This is a genomic window from Mahella sp., assembly GCF_020054945.1.
In the GTDB taxonomy this organism is placed as follows: domain Bacteria; phylum Bacillota; class Clostridia; order Mahellales; family Mahellaceae; genus Mahella.
In genome coordinates this window covers 62,001-82,291 of record NZ_JAIHAU010000005.1, presented here as the reverse complement: position 1 = coordinate 82,291, position 20,291 = coordinate 62,001, and the positions used below count along the sequence as shown (strand labels likewise).

Sequence of the window (20,291 nt, the reverse complement as noted above, 5' to 3'; positions counted from 1 at the left end):
CTTTACGATAGTTTTTCTATTATCTCTTTGGCATTGTCGGATACAAGGTAGTCGCTCATATCCTTGCCTTGCTCTATGAATGAGCGCAGGCGCACGGACTTTGATATATCCCCTAACATGATAGCACCCACAAGGCGATTGCCATCTAAAAACAGCTTATAATATTCAGTATCGCCTGTATACTTTATCTCTTTAAATCGATTTTCCCGGTTGTCTATATTGCCTACGGAAAAACAATCGATACCCATTACTTTCAACGTATTGGAAGGCGGTATAGTTTTGTATTTTTCCTGCTCGCCTGCGGCGTTTATGCCGGCTATCTTGCCCTGGGCACTGGCTATAGGCCATATGCCCGGGATAGCGCCTTTGTACTCGGCCACATCTCCCGCCGCATAGATATCGGGTACATCAGTGCGCATGTATTCGTCGACCACTATACCTTTGTTTAAGCTTATGGGCGTATCCTTTACAAACTCAACATGTGGCCTTACGCCGGATGAGAATAGAACAAAATCGCCGGATATAAATCTGCCGTCTTTCAGTACAACCCCGTCAGCTTTGTCATCACCGCTTATATTGGCGGCTTCCACGCCTAGATAAAGCTCTATGCCGAGATTTTCTATAATGCCTTCGAGTATGACAGAACCTTCATCATCCATTTGCCTGGGCAATATGCGGGGGAAGAATTCCAGAACCGTCACATCGATACCTTTCTGTTTTATAGCCCAAGCTGATTCCAAACCCAGTAATCCGCCGCCTATCACTATAGCTTTGCTGCTCTGCTCTATAGCGTGGTTTATTTCGATTAAGTCATCCATGCCTCTCAAGGCGAATACACCTTTTTTATCGGAACCATCTACAGGGGGTATGAAACAGTAACTGCCGCTGGCTATTATTAGTTTTGTATAATTGATATCGCCCTTGTCGGTTTTTAAAACTTTACCGTCGGTATCTATACCGATGGTTTTGGTATTTAAAATTATGCTTATGTTCTCTTTGTCATACCAACTTTGAGGATGAATATATAGGACCTCCGGCAATATATTCTCGCCAAGATGATGGGACAGTACAAGTCTCATGTATGTGAGATAATTTTCATCGCTTATAACTGCTATGGTCCGATAAGCATCGTTTTGTCTTATGGCCTCGGCCGCGCTTAGGCCTGCTACGCCGTTGCCGATTATAACGTAGTAAAATTCTTGCTGCATAGAAGTTTTTCTCCTTTTCGCTTTACCTATACCATAATTATACTATGCTATACCGGCAATATCAATTTTTTCTGTTGATTTCCGGCATAACGGCGCTGTACATCGGGCATATATTTATGATAAAATGAGTTAAAACGATAAAAGATAAGCGCGTGACAATATCGAAGATTATGTGAAAGGTGAAGTGCATGAACGACTATGTAACAATAATTATCGGTATACTCATTCCTTTTGTAGGTACAACCCTCGGAGCCTTAACCGTCATATTTTTGAAAGGCGAAATGAAACCGCATACGCAAAATGCGTTGCTCGGATTCGCCTCGGGAGTAATGATCGCGGCCTCCGTATGGTCATTGCTTATACCGGCGATCGATATGGCTGCCGAGCAAGGAAAGCTGGCGTGGTTGCCTGCATGCGTGGGATTCTTGTTGGGAATCGGTTTCCTCTTATTGCTCGATAATGTTATTCCTCATCTTCATCTAGATGAGGAAAAACCGGAAGGTATACCCTCTAAGTTGAATAAGACCTCTATGCTGATACTGGCTGTAACACTGCATAATATCCCCGAAGGTATGGCCGTCGGAGTGGTGTTTGCCGGTATAGGCAACGTAAGTTCCGGCATCAGCCTGGCCGGGGCTTTTGCATTATCTATCGGTATAGCACTTCAAAATCTTCCTGAAGGTGCGATAATTTCTCTACCGCTGAGAAGCGAGGGTATGAGTCAGAAACGCTCTTTATCATACGGTATTTTGTCCGGCGTGGTTGAACCGATAGCGGCCGCAATCACAATTTTACTGGTAAATATGATTACTGCTGTACTGCCATATATTCTGGCTTTTGCAGCGGGTGCCATGATCTACGTGGTTGTAGAGGAACTGATACCGGAATCGCAGATCGGCGAGCACTCTGACATTGGAACTATTGGCGTGGCAATAGGTTTTGTATTGATGATGGTTCTTGACGTCGCACTGGGATGACGGGGATAGAGCTAGTGGCCACTATTTAGTAACCGAGCTTGATTTTTGCCAGGACGTATTATCGTGGCATAGCAGGCGGTATCGGCAAAAGTTTGCTTATATTTCTGCTGCTGCCGTCGTCGACTACTACAACCTGCATTCTCCGTTTTCAGTTTATTTACCTGAAGCATAGCGGAATACCAACTCCTGAGAGGCTTCATGACGCAACAATTCCTTTGCTATGCGCCCTTTATGGAGCACCAGTAGCCGATCACACATACCCAGAAGCTCGGGTAATTCAGATGATATCATTATTATGCCACTGCCACTGCGGGCCAGTTCATTCATAAGATTGTATACCTCCACCTTTGAACCTATGTCTAACCCGCGCGTAGGCTCGTCCAAAATAAACACACGAGCTTTTGCCAGCATCCATTTAGCTATCAATACCTTTTGTTGGTTACCGCTGCTAAGCTTTGAAACTGCCTCTTGACTTTTCGGCGTTTTAATGCCCAGCTTTTTTATATACATATTAGCCAGCTTATCCTCTTTATGCTTGTTTATCATAAGATCCTTAGTGAATTGACGTAGATTGGCTGCCACCATGTTAGCTGATATACTCATATAAGGGAATAAGCCTTGTTCCAGACGGTCTTCGGAAAGAAGCGCTATCCCATTTTCTATGGCTTCTTTAGGCGAGCTTATTTGCACTTTTTGCTGATCTATAAATATCTCACCCGTGCTTATAGATTCGGCGCCGAACAAAGCCTTGGCCAATGTGCTGCGCCCAGAACCTAAAAAGCCTGCTATGCCCAATATTTCGCCTTCATGGAGAACAAAAGATATGTTGTTTAATTGATCTTTAACGCTCAGGTCTTTAACGCGAAAAACCTCTGTGCCTTTTTTTATGGGAAGCTTCGGATATTTATCCTTTACGTCTTTTCCTATCATTTGAAATATGAGCGAATCTGGATCGGTGGCATCTACCGCTGCTGTGCTTATAAGCGTGCCGTCGCGCATGACGCTTACGCTATCGGCTATCATCCATATTTCTTCTAAACGGTGAGTGACGTATATAATAGATGCACCGCGCTGAGAAACTATGTTTTTCAGTACGGAAAATAATTGTATAATTTCCTGCTCGGCTAGAGCTGATGTAGGTTCATCCATTATCAATATGCGGGGGTGTTGCGCTAAAGCCCTAGCTATCTCCACCATTTGGCGCTTTGGCATATTTAGATCCCTTACTATAGTACGCGGATCTATAGGGAAACCTAATTGTTCCAATAAAGCCTCGGCTTTGCAAAATAAGGCGCGCCAGTTTATCAAATCAGCAGAGCCTTTTATCATAGGCTTATTGCCTATAAATATATTTTCGGCTACAGTAAGATGAGGAAATAGCGCAAAATCTTGATATACCATGCTTATGCCGAGCTTTTGGGCATCAGCGGGGGAGGAAATGGTAACTCTTTTCCCATCTATATATATTTCTCCGCTGTCCATGGGAACAGCACCGGTTAAGACCTTCATAAGCGTGGTTTTTCCAGCACCGTTTTCTCCAAGGAGGGCATGTATCTCGCCCCTTTTTAATATAAGCGATACGTTGCTTAATGCCGCAGCATTTGTAAATTGCTTGCACACATTTTTGAGCTCCAATATTACTTGATCCATAGCTAGCACCTCCGACCTCTCATAATTGATAGGTAGTGAAGATGGGTATTTCTTCATCAAAAAAGTATTTTTTAAATTCAATAGGTACTTTATCATTGGTTATGACTTTACCGGCATTGTGTATCAGCCCTATTTGATTGAAGGCTATTTTGCCAAATTTAGTATAATCTGCTACTATAATGACCTCTTTTGTTATTTTCATCATAGCCTTTGCGACGGAGGCCTGCTGCGCATTGTTAATGGTGTAACCCCTATCTTCCGATATACCATCCACTTCGATGAATGCCTTGTTTACAAACATATCGCTTAAGAATTTCTCGGTCAAATCGCCATATAGGGATAGACTGGATCCAATCAAATACCCGCCGGGTATTATTATATTTATATTGACGCAATCAGCCAATTCTATAGCGATATTAAGATCTATGGTTACTACTGTGAGGTTATTTTTATCTTTTAAATTCTTGGCTATTTCCAGGCATAACGAACCAGAGCCCAATAATATGGCTTCATTGTCGTCTACCATGTGAGAGGCTATTATGCCTATCTGCTCGCGCTCTTCTTTTAATGGATCGTCTTCTTGCTGAGGAGGATTGGCGTCCGACTCCTTCAATATAGCCCCTCCATGAGTTTTTGTCAGAAAGCCTTGACCTTCGAGCTTTTCCAGGTCGCGCCGTACTGTTACCTCAGATACGTCCAATATGGAGCTCAAGGTTACTACATCTATTTGTTTTTTCTCCAGGAGAATCTCTTTGATTTTTTCCAATCTTTGTGCTGCAAACATATATTATCCTCACCCATTTCATTTTATGATAATTTTCTTGTATTATCAATAGATTTTATTATTCTTTAGATGCTTTATAAATCGGAAGCATATTAATAAAAATTGATAAAAAAAAATAAAAAAAAATAATTCAGAAAAGAAGGATTTTTAATTTTTATGTCGAATATATAAGTATGATAATAAAAAGGAAGGAGGAAGAAAGTTGTCTGGCAATGAAACCCTATTGAATGTAAGGGATATAGTAAAGAGGTTCCCCGGTACAGTTGCATTATCAGGCGTATCGCTGGAAATATTTAAAGGTGAAATACACGCGCTGGTGGGTGAAAATGGTGCCGGTAAATCGACACTTATGAATATTATAGGTGGTGTATTGCAGCCCGATGAAGGCGAGATCTTCTGGAACGGACAGAAAGCGCAGTTTGCTGACACTCGCCATGCTCAGGAAGCCGGTATAGGCTTTGTGCACCAGGAACTAAGCTTATGTCCGGACGTCAGCGTGGCCGAGAATATATTCATGGGCAGGATGCCTGTTAAAGCTGGCGGAATGATAGACTATGATGAGCTTTATAAGAGGTCATCGGAGATACTTAAGATGCTCGACAGCAATATTTCACCCAGAAAGCAACTTAGGGAATTAAATGTCGGCGAGCAGCAGATAGTGGAAATAGCCAAGGCATTATCGCTTAACTGCAAACTGCTAATATTGGATGAACCAACGTCATCGCTTACAGAAAATGAAGTTGAAATTCTTTTCCGGTTACTGCGTTCTCTAAAGAGTCAGGGTATAAGCGTGTTGTATATAAGCCATAGATTGCAGGAAATATTCGATTTATGCGATAGGGTGACAGTACTACGGGACGGGCATTATATAATGACGCGTCTGGTGAGCGAAGTTACCGAAAATGACCTTATAGTATCCATGGTAGGCAGGAATATAGATGCTATGTATCCTGATAAATCTGAAGAGAGAGGAGAGCTTATACTTAAAATAAGCGATTTATCCCGCGCCGATGATTTTAAAGATGTGGAATTTGAGTTATATAAAGGTGAAATATTAGGTTTTGCCGGCCTTATAGGTGCAGGTAGAAGCGAAATGGCGCGCGCTATATGCGGCATAGACCCAAAAGACAGCGGCGAAATATATGTTCACGCTCAAAAGCTGAATATATCAGAATATGGCGACGCTATCCAAAATGGTATAGGATATATGACTGAAGACCGTAAAGAACAAGGCCTTTTTCTTAATCTGGAGGTTAAAAAAAACATATCGGCTGCTAAGCTGTCCAATATCGCAAACGGCATCTTTATAGACGATGACCGGGAAAAACGTCTGGCCGAACGTTTTGTGACCTCGCTGAATATAAAAGTATCGTCTATAGAGCAACCGGTAGAGAGCTTAAGCGGCGGCAATCAGCAAAAGGTTATGCTGGGGAAATGGCTGGCTATAGAGCCAAAGATACTTATTATGGATGAGCCCACAAGAGGTATAGATGTCGGGGCGAAAGCGGAGATACACGCTTTGATGCGGCAACTCGCTGAGCAGGGTGTGGGTATAATACTCATATCGTCTGATATGCCGGAGATAATCGGTATGAGCGATAGGGTCATAGTTATGCATGAAGGGTGTATATCAGGTGAATTGAGCGGTTCGAATATAACTGAAGAAAACATAATGACATTGGCATCAGGCGTCTGTCAGACAAAGTAAGTACAGATCGGAGGAAGAATATGGAACAGACAAATAGTGAAACAAGTCTAACGAATACTGCTAAGCCGTCGTTTTGGCAGCGTATGATGGCTATACGCGAAATGGGCCTGCTGCTCATAATAATAGGACTGATGATTGTGCTTTCACTGGCTAGCCCGCACTTTTTAACGGCCAGCAATATAACTACTACTCTCATAGGCCTGGCTACAGATGGTATTATAGTCGTCGGAATGACTATAGCACTGGTATCTGGAGGCTTCGATCTGTCAGTAGGGTCGGTCCTGGCTTTAAGCGGTGTTACTGCAGGAGCCCTTTATATAGGCGATATGAATATATGGCTTGCTACTATATTAGGTCTTGCAATATCAGTAGGTTGCGGCATGGTAAACGGCTATTTCATAGGCAAGATAGGCATAAATCCTATGATAACCACATTGAGCATGATGAATATAGCTCGAGGTGCAGCCTATGTTTTAACACAGGGATCGCCTTTGTCTCTGGCTCAAACGCCGAAAGCTTTTACAAATTTAGGTGGAGGTACGGTGCTGGGTATACCAGTCATAGTATTGATATTTATAGTAATAGCGGTCATAGGCGATTACATGATGAGGCACTCGGCGTTTATACGGCAGGTATTTTATGTGGGCAGCAATTCCAAAGCTGCTTCTCTGTCGGGCATAAATGTAAGCAAGGTTAAATTCCTGGTATTTATAATTGTAGCTGTGCTCTCGGGTATAGCCGGTATATTGACCTTGTCGCGCTTTAACGTGGCTACACCGTCGGCGGGGCTCGGCACTGAAATGAGGGTTATGTCGGCGGCCATAATAGGTGGCGCAAGCCTGAGCGGCGGCGAGGGCACGGTCTTTGGTGCTGTATTGGGCGTTATACTACTGGCACTGGTTAATGATGGTCTTGTGCTGCTGGATGTATCGGTATATTGGCAAGATTTGATAAGCGGCATAATATTACTTGCGGCAGTTACTCTCGATTATATAAATCATACCAGACGTAGGACTGCGTAAAAATAAGAATGGAGGTTGTTTGATATGTTTAGAAACAAAGGCAAAAGGATATTGGCATTGGTCATGGCGATAGCGCTCATGACAGGATTGATGCTGACAGGGTGCGGCAATACAGATAATGCTTCGCCAACAAATTCGTCGGATAGCAGTGGTACAACATCATCTTCCTCAGATTCGTCGTCTCAGACGCCGTTTGCAGGGAGCGAAGACGAGGAATATTACATGGTCACGTTTTCCTCAGGTATAGAATATTGGAAAGGTTGCTTCAAGGGATTTGAGGATGCCGGGAAACAACTGGGGGTAAAGACTACATATACCGGTGCAAACCAGTACGATGTGAACCAGGAAGTGACGGTATTAGAACAGGTCATAGCTAAAAATCCGGCAGGTATAGCAGTTACATGTATAAACCCGGATGCTCTGGCGGCACCTATAAAAAAGGCGAAGGATGCAGGTATACCCATCGTTACATTCGATGCCGACTCTCCGTCGTCAGGAAGGTATTCATTTTTGGCTACAGGCAACAAAGCAGCCGGCGCCATGGCAGCCGACTACCTCGGCAAAGAGTTGAATGGTAAAGGCAAAGTAGCTATATGCACGCTTCCTGGTCAATTGAACCATGAAGAACGCGTCGCAGGCTTTAAAGAAACTATGGCCAGCAAATACCCGGATATAGAGATAGTATCTACAGTAAACGGCAAAGCCGATCAAACCATAGCGGCTACTATGATGGCTGGTGTGTTGCAGGCAAATCCTGATGTAAATGGCATATTTGCATCAGATGCCACCAGTGGCGTGGGCGTTGCTACAGCAGTAAAGGAAGCCGGCAAAGAAGGACAAATAAAAATAGTAAGTTTTGATACCGATAAAGGCACGTTGGACCTTATAAAAGAAGGTACTATAACAGCTTCGGTGGCGCAGGGTACATGGAATATGGGTTATTGGTCAATGATGTTCCTCTATACCTTGCATCATGACCTGGTCAATCCGGTAGAGGGTTGGAAAGATAAGAATATAAATCCTCTGCCGCCATCGGTAGATACCGGTACCAATATGGTCACCAAGGATAATGTTGATGCTTTCTATACAAAATAGAGGTCTATTTATAGAGCATTAAGAAATCTCCTTGATTTTGCGCAGTGGGGTTAAAGGCCCTCACTGCGCAAAATTATTTATAATTTCCATCCAATATTTTCTCTTAAAGGGGTTTTATGCTATGAGACGAATGCCATAAAATAATCCTTTCTCATTTTTAAATAAAATGATGTATAATATTATTGTATTATATACAAAATGGTTGGTGGGAGAGAATATTGAAAATAAAGAATAAACTTCTCATATCCTATATGCTGGTAGTACTTTTACCGGTACTGCTTATAGGCATAATATTGACCAACGCTATTAAAGAAATGGCTCTGGATGCCGCTGTCAAAGAGGCGTCAGATAATGTTAACAGAATATACAATAAGTTAAATGAAACATTTAATACAGCTATAGATATCTCTCTGCAGGTGCAGGGGGATGATAACTTAGAAGCCCTTTTGACCACAAGCTATACGTCGGTGTCAGATATACTGGATGCCTATAGCCGCTACAAGACGTTTGACAGCTATTTGCTTTTATACAGCCAATTGCAGGACATCAAACTATACGTTTACAACCCATCTATACTGAATAGCGGCTATTTCATAAAAATAACGGATGATGTATACCAAACCTCATGGTATAAAAATATTTATCAAAAAAAAGGCCAAATATCGTGGCAATATGTATATGACGAGCGAAGGAATGAATATTCCCTATGCGTGACAGGTCTTTTAAAAAACCGGTATGCCAGCAGCCCTTTAGGAGTAATGCTCATAAGCTTGAAAAATGATTACTTGAATTCTATTTTTGAAAATGAACCTTTCGATGTTATGCTTATAGACGATACAGGCCATGTAGTTGCCGCGAAGGATAGGAAGTTGGCGGGAAAAACTGTAAAAGAAACTGGTCTTTATGATATTGCCGCTGCATCGGACGGCATATATGAGATGATGTATGGCAACAATCTTTTTCAGGTTATAGTGAGGGATATAATGCCGAGCGTTAACAATGAGAATTTCAAAATTGTATCTCTATTTCCTATTAAAGAAATAGAGGCTAAGGCGGCACCGGCAAGCCGTCTTGGTTTTTCCATAATGGCCATAAGTCTGGCTGTGGCTCTTGCGCTCATATTAATTTTCTCCAATACTATGAGTGCAAGGATCATGGCAATAAGCAAAGATATGCATAGGATTGCGGGAGGCGACTTTGATTTTTCTCCCACATTAAAAGGAAAAGATGAAATCGGGCAACTTTCGCGGGATCTTGGTGTATTGACTAAGAGCATAAAGACGCTCATACATGAGGTGTATGAATCAAATATGCAAAAAAGCCAGCTCATGGCAAAACAAAAAGAAATAAAGCTTCAAATGCTGGCTAGTCAGATAAATCCTCATTTTCTATTCAATACGCTTGAAACCATACGCATGCAGGCTCATAGTTCAGGAGAAAGGGAGATAGCTCGGGTAGTAAAGCTGCTCGGGAAAATAATAAGAAGAAATCTTGAAGTAGGAAATGAACTAGTAAAGCTTAGCTCCGAGATAGAAATGGTGAACGATTATCTGGAAATAGAAAGATTCAGGTATGGCGATAAAATTAACTATAATATAAGCTGCCAGGAAGGTATGGCAGATTACATGATATTACCATTGCTGATACAGCCAGTAGTGGAAAATGCTATTGTGCATGGTCTTGAGCGAAAGCAAGGCAAGGGCAACATAGTTATTAATATTTTAAAAGAAGGTGGCTTATTGAAGATAATAATCCAAGACGATGGTATAGGCATGGACGATGAGGAATTAAATAAAATAATAGCTGCACTTGATGTAATGGATGATATGCCAGGATACAGGATAGGCCTGAGAAATGTGCATCAACGTATAAGGTTGTTTTATGGTGATGCTTATGGCATTAAAATATACAGTAAATCTGGAAGTGGTACGCGCGTAGAGATGACCCTGCCGGGGAATGAAGTGATACCATGCTGAAGGTCCTAATAATAGATGATGAGCCTATTATCAGAAATGGGCTTAAGACAATAATAGATTGGAATAAATATGGTTTTGAAATAGTGGGTGATGCTGCGGACGGTATAGAAGGCCTCAATAAGTGCCGAGAACTTAAACCCGACCTGATAATAGCCGATGTAAGAATGCCTGGCATGGATGGTTTGGAAATGATAGAGACATTACAAAAGAAAGGTATAGATTGTAAATTTATAATACTTTCTGCTTACTCTGATTTTGAATATGCACAAAAGGCCATAGAGCTGGGAGCGAAATTTTATATATTAAAGCCTATAGAAGAATCAGAACTCATAGATAAACTAGAAAAGGTTTATGAAACGATAAAAAATGAGAGGGAAATAAAACAAAGTATCTTTTTATCGCGCGATAAAGCTTTGGAAAATATAATCTTAGGCCATTATGAAGAGTCTTATAACGAAATATATAATTTAGGATTTCCCTGGAGGGCATATCAGGTCGTGCTCCTGCACTTGTGCGAAGAAGGTGCTCGGGCAAAAGAAATTGCAAGAGATAAGATGGTGGAGCTGGTGTTATATCGCTTCAGAGGTTACGTAACTGATGTTGAAGGCGATATATGCTTGCTTATGGAAAATGATAGACATGATCAGGCGCTCATATGCTTTTTTGCGGATATATTATCCAAACTGGAAAGAATATTAAATATAAGACTATTTATAGCCCTTGGCCGGCCTGTCTGCAATACTGAAGATATTAATATATCCTATGTACATGCCCGACGGTTGATGAATCAGAGATTTCTTCTATCTAAGGATGGCATTATAGCGGACATACAAAGCCGCCAACTCGATACAACCGTATGCGATATGGACGTTTTGTTAGATAAATTATATGGTGCCATTGATTCGGGCAATACACTTCGTGTAGATGAGCTCATGGAGGACTTTAAAAACTCGTTTATTCTAAAAAATGCATCAGAAGAGATTATTAAAATAAGTTACGTTAATCTTTACACCATGATAATTGACAGAATTAGAGCAAATGAAAGGAGCCTATCAGAGAGCGCGTCTATTAATGAGAGCATAATAGACAAGGCCTACTCTGCTCTTGATCTCAAAGAATTGCACGAAGATATAAAGGGGAAATTGATCTCTTTATCTGAAGAATTAGCCCAAAAGCGTCCGTATAGTCTTATGGAGAAAATATTGGATTATATTAACAGAAATTATAATCAGGATATCAAATTGAATAAATTAGCAGATATTTTTGGATACAACAGTGCATATCTAGGTAAACTGTTCAAGGACTTTACAGGTGATAACTTCAACGATTACTTAAATAAGACGAGAATACAAAAAGCTAAAGAATTTCTGCGAGCGGGGATGAAAGTATCTCAAGCGGCAGAGAGGGTCGGCTATAAAGATGTAGATTACTTTTACCGCATGTTCAAAAAATATACTGGAGACATACCTTCCACATATAAAAAATGACACATCTAATTTTTACATGAAAACATCTAAAGTTTATAGGATATTTATACAAAGCAGATCATGATATATTTTAAATTGTAAATACTATAAATCGTTTGGGAGGAGGAAATTCTTGATGAAATCGACCGGCGTAGATACCTCTATGCCCATGAACAGGAATTTAAAACGCAAAAACATATGGAGTACTATATCCCAGCAGAAATATTTGATAATGATGTGTTTGCCATTTGTAATATGGGTAATAGTATTCGCATATGTGCCATTGTGGGGATGGACCATGGCCTTTCAAGATTATAGGCCGGGTCTACCGTTTTCCCAGCAGGAATGGGTGGGTTTTAAGTACTTTATAGAGCTTTTCCAGGATAATTATTTCTATCTCGTTTTAAGGAATACCTTGGCTATGAGCCTTCTAGGTTTAGCATTTGGATTTACCTTGCCCATTGTGCTGGCGTTGCTGCTGAATGAGATAAAAAACGATTTATTTAAAAGAACGGTTCAGACAGTATCATATTTGCCACATTTCGTATCTTGGGTCGTTGTGGCTAGCTTAGTTACTGAAATGTTATCAGGTAGCGGCACTGTAAATAATATATTGTTGGCACTAGGAATTATAGATAAGCCTATACAATTTATGGCCCAGCCTCAGTATTTCTGGTGGATAGTCACAGGAGCGGATGTATGGAAAGAGATAGGTTGGAATTCCATAATCTTTTTAGCAGCTATTTCCAGCATAAATCCGGAGCTGTATGAGGCGGCGACGGTGGACGGAGCAGGTAGATTTACTAAGATGTTGCACATAACGTTGCCTGGTATCATGCCTACTGTAATGGTTATTTTGGTTATGACCATAGGGAATTTGGTCAATATAGGGTTTGAAAAACAAATGTTATTGAGAAATCCTTTAGTAAAAGAATATGCTGATGTTATAGACCTTTATATTTTGGATTTCGGCATTGGCGGTGCCAGATATGCACTGGGTACGGCGGCAGGTATGTTCAAATCGGTAGTAAGTGTTATATTGCTTTTTATAGCAAATACATTTAGCAAAAGATTTGCAGATATAAGAGTGGTATAAAGGGGGTGCTATTTTTGAAACGTTCAGCAGGAGATTTAATATTTGATGTAATAAATTATAGTTTAATGATAATACTGGCAGTGGTAACGCTGTATCCTTTCCTTCATGTGCTGGCAGTATCACTCAATGATTCTATAGATACTATAAGGGGTGGTATTACTATATTTCCCAGGGAATTCACATTGGCTAATTATAAGGAGATTCTAAGTTCTCCCAATATTGCCTGGGCTACATTTATATCGATTGCGCGCACCGTAATAGGTACTATAACTGGCATCATAGCGACTTCCATGGTAGCTTATGTTATAAGCAGGCAGGACTTTTTTGCCAGAAGATTTGTATCAGGGCTTTTCGTCGTAACAATGTATATAAGCGGCGGTATGATACCGAGCTATATGCTCATGCGCAGCCTGCATTTGATCAATACTTTCTGGGTTTATATATTTCCAGGTCTTATAAGCGCTTTCAATGTGATAGTGCTGAGGTCATATATAGATGGCTTGCCGATAGATCTCCAAGAGTCGGCCAAGTTGGATGGCGCTAATGATTTTATAATATATGCTCGCATAATAATGCCTTTATGCACGCCTGTAATAGCGACGCTATGTTTATTTATAGCAGTGGGACACTGGAACTCATGGTTTGATACCTACCTTTATAATCCATTTAACGAAAAACTGACCACCTTACAGTTCGAATTACAGAAGATGCTTACCAACGCTCAAGCGCAAATGACATCTTCTCAGGATATATATGGATTTGCGCATAGCGAGCAGGCTAAGAGGATATCGCCGGATTCGTTGAGAATGGCGATGACCATTGTGGCTACGCTGCCCATATTAGTAGTGTACCCATTTGTACAGAAGTATTTTATGCAGGGTCTTATACTTGGGGCAGTGAAGAGCTGAGGAGGGTTGCTAAAATCCTTTATATTACAAGGATTTTACAATAAATAAAATTTAAAGGAGATGGTTTTGTAATGAGAAGGACTGTTGCTTTGTTGCTGGTGATGTTTACGGTGCTCATGGTTTTTGCTGGCTGTGAGAATACCGGTCAGACAAATGACACGACGACAGGAGAAACCTCTGATAAGGCCACGGCTGAGGGGGAAACTACGAAAGAGCCTATTACATTTACTATGTATAGTGCTGATACAAACCCAAACGCCGATCAGTTCAAAAGCCCCGTGGCAGAGAAGATAAAGGAAATAACAGGAGTAACGCTCAATATCAATCATGAAGCCGGCAGCGATCCTAAGCAGACGTTGTCTATAATGGCGGCTAGCGGCGATTATCCAGACCTGGTATTTGCTAAAGGCGATCTTTATCTGTTAAAAGATGCTGGCGGAATACTTCAGTTAGATGACCTTATAGAGCAGCATGGGCCGAACATTAAAGCCCTGTTTGGCGATTATCTTCCCAGATTGCGTTGGAGTCTAGATGATCCGCATATATATTATGTAGGATCGTATCCAGTATACCAGGAAAGCCTTACGCCAGGAGGAGCATTCTGGCTGCAGCATGCGGTAGTTAAGGATTTGGGATATCCTAAGATAAATACATTGACCGATTACGAAAATGCTATAAAGGAATATTATCATAAATACCCTGAAATAGATGGGCAGCCTACCATACCGTTTACCTTGCTGGCTGACGGATGGCGATTCCTCATATCGGTGACTAATCCGGCATGGGCGGCTACTGGTGGTTCCGACGATGGCGAATGGTATGTCAATCCTGATACTTATCAAGCCGTGCGCCATGTTACCAGAGAAGAGGAGAGAGAATATTTCAGATGGTTAAACCATATGTATAACGAAGGTTTATTGGATCCGGAAAGCTTTACACAGAAATACGATCAGTATAAGGCTAAGATAGCATCCGGAAGGGTACTGGCTATGCCTGACGCACAATGGGAGATCAACGATGCTGAGGTAGCTTTGAGACAAGCTGGTATGGAAGATCGCATGCATGGCTTATATCCTGTCATGCTGTCGAGCGATATCAAATGCCGCGTGAATCAGAGCCCGGGTTATACTGGCGGTTGGGGTATATCTATTACTACCAAATGTAAGGACCCTGAGAGAGCGATAGAATTTTTGGATTGGATGTCTACCGAAGAAGCGCAGATACTCACTCACTGGGGTATAGAAGGCGTGCATTGGAAGTATGACAGTAATGGCAAGCGCGTATTCTTGCCAGAGATAGAAGAACAAAGACGCACAGATCCGTCTTTCAGTAAAAAAACCGGTATAGGCAATTACACTTACCCATTCCCTGAATGGGGTAATGGTAAAAAGGATTCTACCGGCAACTATGTACAGCCCGACAGCGAAGTAGCAGATGTTGTTAAGAATTATACTGATACAGAAAAAGAGGTGCTGGCTGGTTATAATGCCACTACATGGATGGATCTCTTCCCCAAACCCAATGAATTTCCGGTTAAACCGTGGGGGGCCGTGTGGATGTATCATATAAGTGATCCTGACATAACGGCTATAGACAGCAAACTGACCAACGATATAGGGCCTCGTTTGGTACCCAAAGCTATACTGGCGCCTGAAGATCAGTTCGATAAAGAATGGGATAACTACTTGAATGAGATGGACAAGGCAGGCCTTCCAAAAGTGACAGATGAGATCAATAAACTGCTGCAGGAGAAGCTGGAACTCTGGGGAGAAAAGTAATATTGATTTTGCAGCTTGATATATAACTTTCATAAAATTGTCCAGCATTCATGCGTATTGCTGAGTGCTGGACTAATGTTATTATCTTCTGTACGGAGTGGCACTTGAATAGTTATGGTGTTTTTATGGATTTTTTATATTCTGAAGGCGTCATATCGGTGAATTTTTTAAAAACCTGACTAAAATATTGCGGGTTATCGCCAAATCCTACTTTGCATGCGATCTCATTTATAGAAGCATTAGGTTTGCTGAGCATAAATTTTTTGGCTTGCTCAATACGTATCCTAGCAAGGAAGCAGGAAAAGTTTTCTCCTACTTCCTTTTTAAATAATTTGCCTAAATAATCAGGATTTACATATAAAATTTGTTCGGCAAGGTAAGTAAGATAAAATTGTTCGTTGCCGACGTTGAGGGCTATATTTTTTAAAGCTTCTTTGATTAACGGATGGATCTTTTTATAGTTCGTTATGTAATCGTCAATATCCCGGATAGTAATGCTGTTTTTTATAGCATTATCCTTGTTTACCCGGGATAGCACGAATTCCACTTCTTTTTGATTTTCTATATCATCTATAACGTTTTTCATCACATCTAGTATTTCGTCTTCATTGCACGGTTTGAGGATATAATGTTTTATACCGTATTTCATGGCCTTGTTAGCAAAGTCGAATTCCCCGTAGGCGGAGAGTATTACAAAGTAAATTGCGGGATAGCGATTCTTTACTTTATCTATAAGTTCTAGGCCATTCATTCCAGGCATCTTAATATCGGTTATAACAATATCGGGCGGAGCAACAGTTATTTTTTCCCATGCCTCAGCTCCACTTGCTGCGGTATCTATACATATATTAAGGGAATTCCAGTCCACTATAGTGGAAATACCTTCGCGGATCACGCGCTCATCATCGACCAGCAATACTTTGTACAACTTCTTCATCTCCCTTATATGGAACTAACATATGAACTTGCGTTCCGCGGCCGATAGTGCTTTCTATTTTTAAACCGTATTCAGGGCCAAAAACTATCTTAAGTCGTTCATCTATATTCTTGATACCTATACTATTTTCGCTCGGATTGATTTTGTTATTATTTAGCTTTTCGAGGCGTTGTTCTGGTATACCGGGACCATTGTCGCTTACTGTTATGCATAAGCGGCCTTTTAATTCTGTCGCCGATACGGTTATTATGCATGTACCCTCCAACCTTTCCAAACCATGCTGTATGGAATTTTCAATTAAAGGCTGCAGGGAAAGTTTGGGTATCATTACATTGAGGTATTGATCTGGTATATCTATATAAACGCTAAGGCGTTCTTCATATCGGTAACTTTGTATAGTTAAGTAATCTTTTAAAATAGCTAATTCTTCTTTTAAGGGCACCAATAGGTTGCGCGTGTCGATGGAATTTCTCAATAAATTACCCAGCGATTTTGCCATAGCAGCTATAGGTTCTTGTTTATTCATTCTTGCCATCCAATTTATAGACTCTAGTGTATTATAAAGAAAATGAGGATTGATCTGTGCTTGTAAGGCTTTAAGCTCTGCTTCTTGCATGGCTATATGCTTTAAATAATTTTCTTTTATAAGTTCATTTATTCTTTTAGCCATTAGGCAAAAATCTTGCTGAAGCTTGCCTATCTCATCCAACCGGTTTTGGCCGACGGTTATATTTATCTCATCGGTTATCTCAAAATTGCCTTGTTCCAATGCTTTCATTTGCTCGGTTAATTGGCTTACAGGGATTGTTATGCTCTTATACAGCTTCATTCCTAAAAATATGGCGGTACCGAATGCACATAAGCATACTGCGAGCATTACATTCCTTGTGGCAATGATTTTGCCATAGATGATGTTGTAAGGTATGGCAATAATGAATTTCCATCCGGTATAAGGCGATGTTATATGACTTATTATTAATTTCTCATTCCCTGTATCTTCAATATAGTAACTGCTATCGGCATTTAATTCGGCAAACCGATTTAGGGCATAAGGCTGCCTGTTAGATTGATAAATAGTTATATTATCGTTTGATAACACATACATATTCGCAAAATATTTACTATGCAGCAGTTGGTTTTCTTCAAATAACTTTGCCGGATAGATTCTAAGCACTAAGGTACCGAGGCTTTCGAAGGTAAGATTTTGTATACAGCGTATATCCCTTACGACTGTTATAAAATTATTATCTTCTACCGGTTCAAGCCATGCGGCCCTACCTTTGTTATCGTAAGCGTTATTTCGCAGAGAAATGATTTCATCAATATCTCTGACCACTTTGTTTGTTCTGCCCCATGAATATTGTTTATTTGTGCTATCTATAATGCTTATAGATGCAATATAATTCCTATATTGAGACCATGGCAAGATTATATCTTCCAATTGATCGATTGCTGCATAACGCTTATATGATGCTGGGTTCGTGGATTTCATGGTTTTAAGAGAATCTTGTACCGTTTTATCCGTGACTATTTTAAAAGAAATTTCATCAATTTCTTTTACCTTTGCTTCAGCTACATTGGAGGATAAAGTCAAAACGTCTTTTATTTCTTGTTGCAATATATTATCATAACTGGAAAGCGAAATCTGAAAAGCAAATAAACTGGTAGCACTTATAATTATGGATGTGAGGAATAGTATCAAAAATAATCTTTCCCTTATTTTTAGATTTAAAAACAATCTCCTCATATATCTACCTCGCTTTTGTTTACATTATATCTTTTTTATGCTTTCCCAGTCAAGCAAGGGATCACGGCAGCAGGGGTGAATGCCTTATTCGGGATAAGAGAGCCCGAATAAGGCATGGACATTCATCCTTTCAAACCGGTTGTGCTTATGCCTTCTACTATATATTTTTGGCACATAACAAAAATTATGAATACCGGGACCAACGATAAGGTGGACATGGCAAACATAGCGCCCCAATCCGTGACTGCAGCCGGATCCGAGAACATCTTTAATGCTAAAGAAACCGGATAAAGGTTTGGTTTCTTTAAATACAACAGTGGCCCAAAGAAATCCTGCCATTTCCAATAAAAAGAGAATATTGCCGATGTGATCATTGCCGGCCTTATCAAGGGCAACAATATACGGAAGAATATGCCCCATTGATTACATCCGTCGATCCTCGCAGCTTCATCGAGTTCTCTTGGTATGCCCTCCATAAATTGCATCATCAAGAATATAAAGAACGGATAACCGAAATATGATGGTACGACCAAAGGCCTGAACGAGTTAACCCACCCGAGCCTGCTGAACAGTATATACTGCGGTATCATTAGGACCTGGGAAGGCAGCAGCATCGTTATTATCATACAGGCGAATAAGACCCTTTGCCCCACGAATTTAATCCTGGCAAAACCGTATGCGACCAGCGCGGAAGATGCCACCTGCCCTATAGTAGACAGTATTACTATTACAAAAGAGTTTTTAAAAAACGTTCCAAAGGATATGCCGCCGAAACCTTTCCATCCTTGCATATAATTATCAAATTTTAGGGAGCTCGGTATCAATGAATAAGACTTTTGGAATATTTCGGCTTCATCCTTAAAAGAGCTTGCTATCAGCCATAGTACCGGGTACATCATAAAAAAACCAAATATCCATATAAAACCGTGATAAGCTATAGTGGTGAAAATGCGTTTTTCTTTGCGCAATCCCATAGTTTTTATTCTCCCTTCGATTCAGAATATACCCAATAATTGGATGTCTTAAATATGATAGCTGTAAAGACGCCCATAATCAGCAACAACACCCATGCCAAAGCGCATGCATAGCCCATATTGTAGAACTGAAAGCCTTGCTGGAACAAATAAAGTGCATAAAATAACGTTCTGTCAAACGGCCCGCCTTGGGTTATTATATAGCTTTCAGTGAAAGCCATGAAGCCGCTTATAACTTGCATTACCAGATTGAATAATATTATGGGGGTAAGCATAGGCAAAGTGATTTTTACAAATTGCTGTATCCCATTAGCTCCGTCTATGGATGCCGATTCATAATAACTCGATGGTATTTGTTTTAAACCTGCGAGAAATATGAGCATTGGGGAGCCAAATTGCCATACGGCAAGGAGGATAAGCGTCCAAAGAGAGGTATCAGGATTTCCTATCCAACTTATTTGTTTATCTAATAGCCCCAGGGCAGATAACACGCCATTTAAAGCGCCGTCAGCACCGAACAATTGGCGCCACATAACGGCTACGGCGACACTGCCGCCTATTATGGAAGGAAGGTAGTATATAGTTCTGTACAACGGTACTAATTTGCGATTTTTAACGAATAACATTGCGATAAATAAAGCGAATATAAGACGCAAGGGTATTGCCGTGAATACATATTGGAATGTGACGCTAAGGGCTGTTCTGAATCTGTCGTCTGAAGTAAACATATTCCTATAGTTCTCTAAACCTATCCATTTGGGCGTAGACAATACATCATATTCTGTAAAAGAAAAATATAAAGCCAAAAGCATCGGAAATACCGTAAATATAATAAAGCCGATAAGCCAAGGGGATATAAAAGCATAACCGGCCAAATTATTATAACCGCTTTTATTTATGCCCTTCCTTTTATCTTTTACGGTTTGAATATTTACCATAATATTTGCCTCCCTTTATGTTGTGTT

The 20,291-nt window shown here is 40.6% G+C and carries 16 protein-coding genes; 9 read left to right on the top strand and 7 right to left on the bottom strand.

The window, feature by feature from the left end; all coding sequences use genetic code 11:
* Positions 1-2: 2 nt before the first annotated feature.
* The gene (locus JG770_RS02285; protein WP_291954647.1) at positions 3-1,208 is read right to left on the bottom strand and encodes an FAD-dependent oxidoreductase; all 1,206 of its coding nucleotides are present in this window, start codon (positions 1,206-1,208) and stop codon (positions 3-5) included.
* Positions 1,209-1,396: 188 nt separating this feature from the next.
* On the opposite strand from JG770_RS02285, the gene JG770_RS02280 reads away from it, so the two are divergent.
* Entirely contained in the window at positions 1,397-2,185 is a 789-nt protein-coding gene (locus JG770_RS02280) for a ZIP family metal transporter (protein ID WP_291954644.1), read from the top strand.
* A gap of 153 nt (positions 2,186-2,338) precedes the next feature.
* Here the strand turns inward: JG770_RS02280 and JG770_RS02275 are convergent, their stop codons facing one another.
* A complete protein-coding gene (locus JG770_RS02275; protein WP_291954642.1) occupies positions 2,339-3,835 on the bottom strand; it encodes a sugar ABC transporter ATP-binding protein in 1,497 nt (498 codons plus the stop codon).
* 19 nt (positions 3,836-3,854) lie between these two features.
* Entirely contained in the window at positions 3,855-4,619 is a 765-nt protein-coding gene (locus JG770_RS02270; RefSeq protein ID WP_291954639.1) for a DeoR/GlpR family DNA-binding transcription regulator, read from the bottom strand.
* A 202-nt stretch (positions 4,620-4,821) separates the two neighbouring features.
* Between JG770_RS02270 and JG770_RS02265 the strand changes: the two genes are divergently transcribed.
* The 8 genes from JG770_RS02265 to JG770_RS02230 all read left to right on the top strand — a co-directional run bounded on the left by JG770_RS02265 (position 4,822) and on the right by JG770_RS02230 (position 15,668).
* Positions 4,822-6,327 carry a sugar ABC transporter ATP-binding protein gene (locus tag JG770_RS02265; RefSeq protein ID WP_291954637.1) on the top strand — a complete coding sequence of 502 codons (1,506 nt, stop codon included), beginning with the start codon at positions 4,822-4,824 and terminating at the stop codon, positions 6,325-6,327.
* 20 nt (positions 6,328-6,347) lie between these two features.
* Positions 6,348-7,349: an ABC transporter permease gene (locus JG770_RS02260; protein WP_291954635.1), complete on the top strand. Its 1,002-nt coding sequence runs from the start codon at positions 6,348-6,350 to the stop codon at positions 7,347-7,349.
* Positions 7,350-7,373: 24 nt separating this feature from the next.
* Entirely contained in the window at positions 7,374-8,444 is a 1,071-nt protein-coding gene (locus tag JG770_RS02255) for a substrate-binding domain-containing protein (protein ID WP_291954632.1), read from the top strand.
* Positions 8,445-8,662: 218 nt separating this feature from the next.
* Positions 8,663-10,420 carry a sensor histidine kinase gene (locus tag JG770_RS02250; RefSeq protein WP_291954629.1) on the top strand — a complete coding sequence of 586 codons (1,758 nt, stop codon included), beginning with the start codon at positions 8,663-8,665 and terminating at the stop codon, positions 10,418-10,420.
* Positions 10,414-11,907, top strand: coding sequence for a response regulator (locus JG770_RS02245; RefSeq protein ID WP_291954627.1), 1,494 nt, complete (start codon positions 10,414-10,416; stop codon positions 11,905-11,907). Before JG770_RS02250 ends, JG770_RS02245 begins: the two co-directional genes overlap by 7 nt.
* A 148-nt stretch (positions 11,908-12,055) precedes the next feature.
* Complete coding sequence (locus JG770_RS02240) at positions 12,056-12,982, top strand: ABC transporter permease subunit (RefSeq protein ID WP_291954694.1); 927 nt, start codon at positions 12,056-12,058, stop codon at positions 12,980-12,982.
* 14 nt (positions 12,983-12,996) lie between these two features.
* Entirely contained in the window at positions 12,997-13,890 is an 894-nt protein-coding gene (locus tag JG770_RS02235) for a carbohydrate ABC transporter permease (RefSeq protein WP_363320879.1), read from the top strand.
* A gap of 71 nt (positions 13,891-13,961) precedes the next feature.
* A complete protein-coding gene (locus JG770_RS02230) occupies positions 13,962-15,668 on the top strand; it encodes an ABC transporter substrate-binding protein (protein WP_291954625.1) in 1,707 nt (568 codons plus the stop codon).
* Between the two features lie 112 nt (positions 15,669-15,780).
* On the opposite strand, the gene JG770_RS02225 is transcribed toward JG770_RS02230, so the two are convergent.
* From JG770_RS02225 to JG770_RS02210, 4 genes are all read right to left on the bottom strand, one after another.
* The gene (locus JG770_RS02225) at positions 15,781-16,596 is read right to left on the bottom strand and encodes a response regulator (protein WP_291954622.1); all 816 of its coding nucleotides are present in this window, start codon (positions 16,594-16,596) and stop codon (positions 15,781-15,783) included.
* Positions 16,571-18,352 carry a sensor histidine kinase gene (locus JG770_RS02220; protein WP_291954618.1) on the bottom strand — a complete coding sequence of 594 codons (1,782 nt, stop codon included), beginning with the start codon at positions 18,350-18,352 and terminating at the stop codon, positions 16,571-16,573. The genes JG770_RS02225 and JG770_RS02220 overlap by 26 nt, the downstream gene beginning before the upstream one ends.
* A 122-nt stretch (positions 18,353-18,474) precedes the next feature.
* Positions 18,475-19,251 carry a carbohydrate ABC transporter permease gene (locus JG770_RS02215; RefSeq protein WP_363320882.1) on the bottom strand — a complete coding sequence of 259 codons (777 nt, stop codon included), beginning with the start codon at positions 19,249-19,251 and terminating at the stop codon, positions 18,475-18,477.
* 80 nt (positions 19,252-19,331) lie between these two features.
* The gene (locus JG770_RS02210) at positions 19,332-20,264 is read right to left on the bottom strand and encodes a sugar ABC transporter permease (RefSeq protein WP_291954614.1); all 933 of its coding nucleotides are present in this window, start codon (positions 20,262-20,264) and stop codon (positions 19,332-19,334) included.
* Positions 20,265-20,291: the final 27 nt, after the last annotated feature.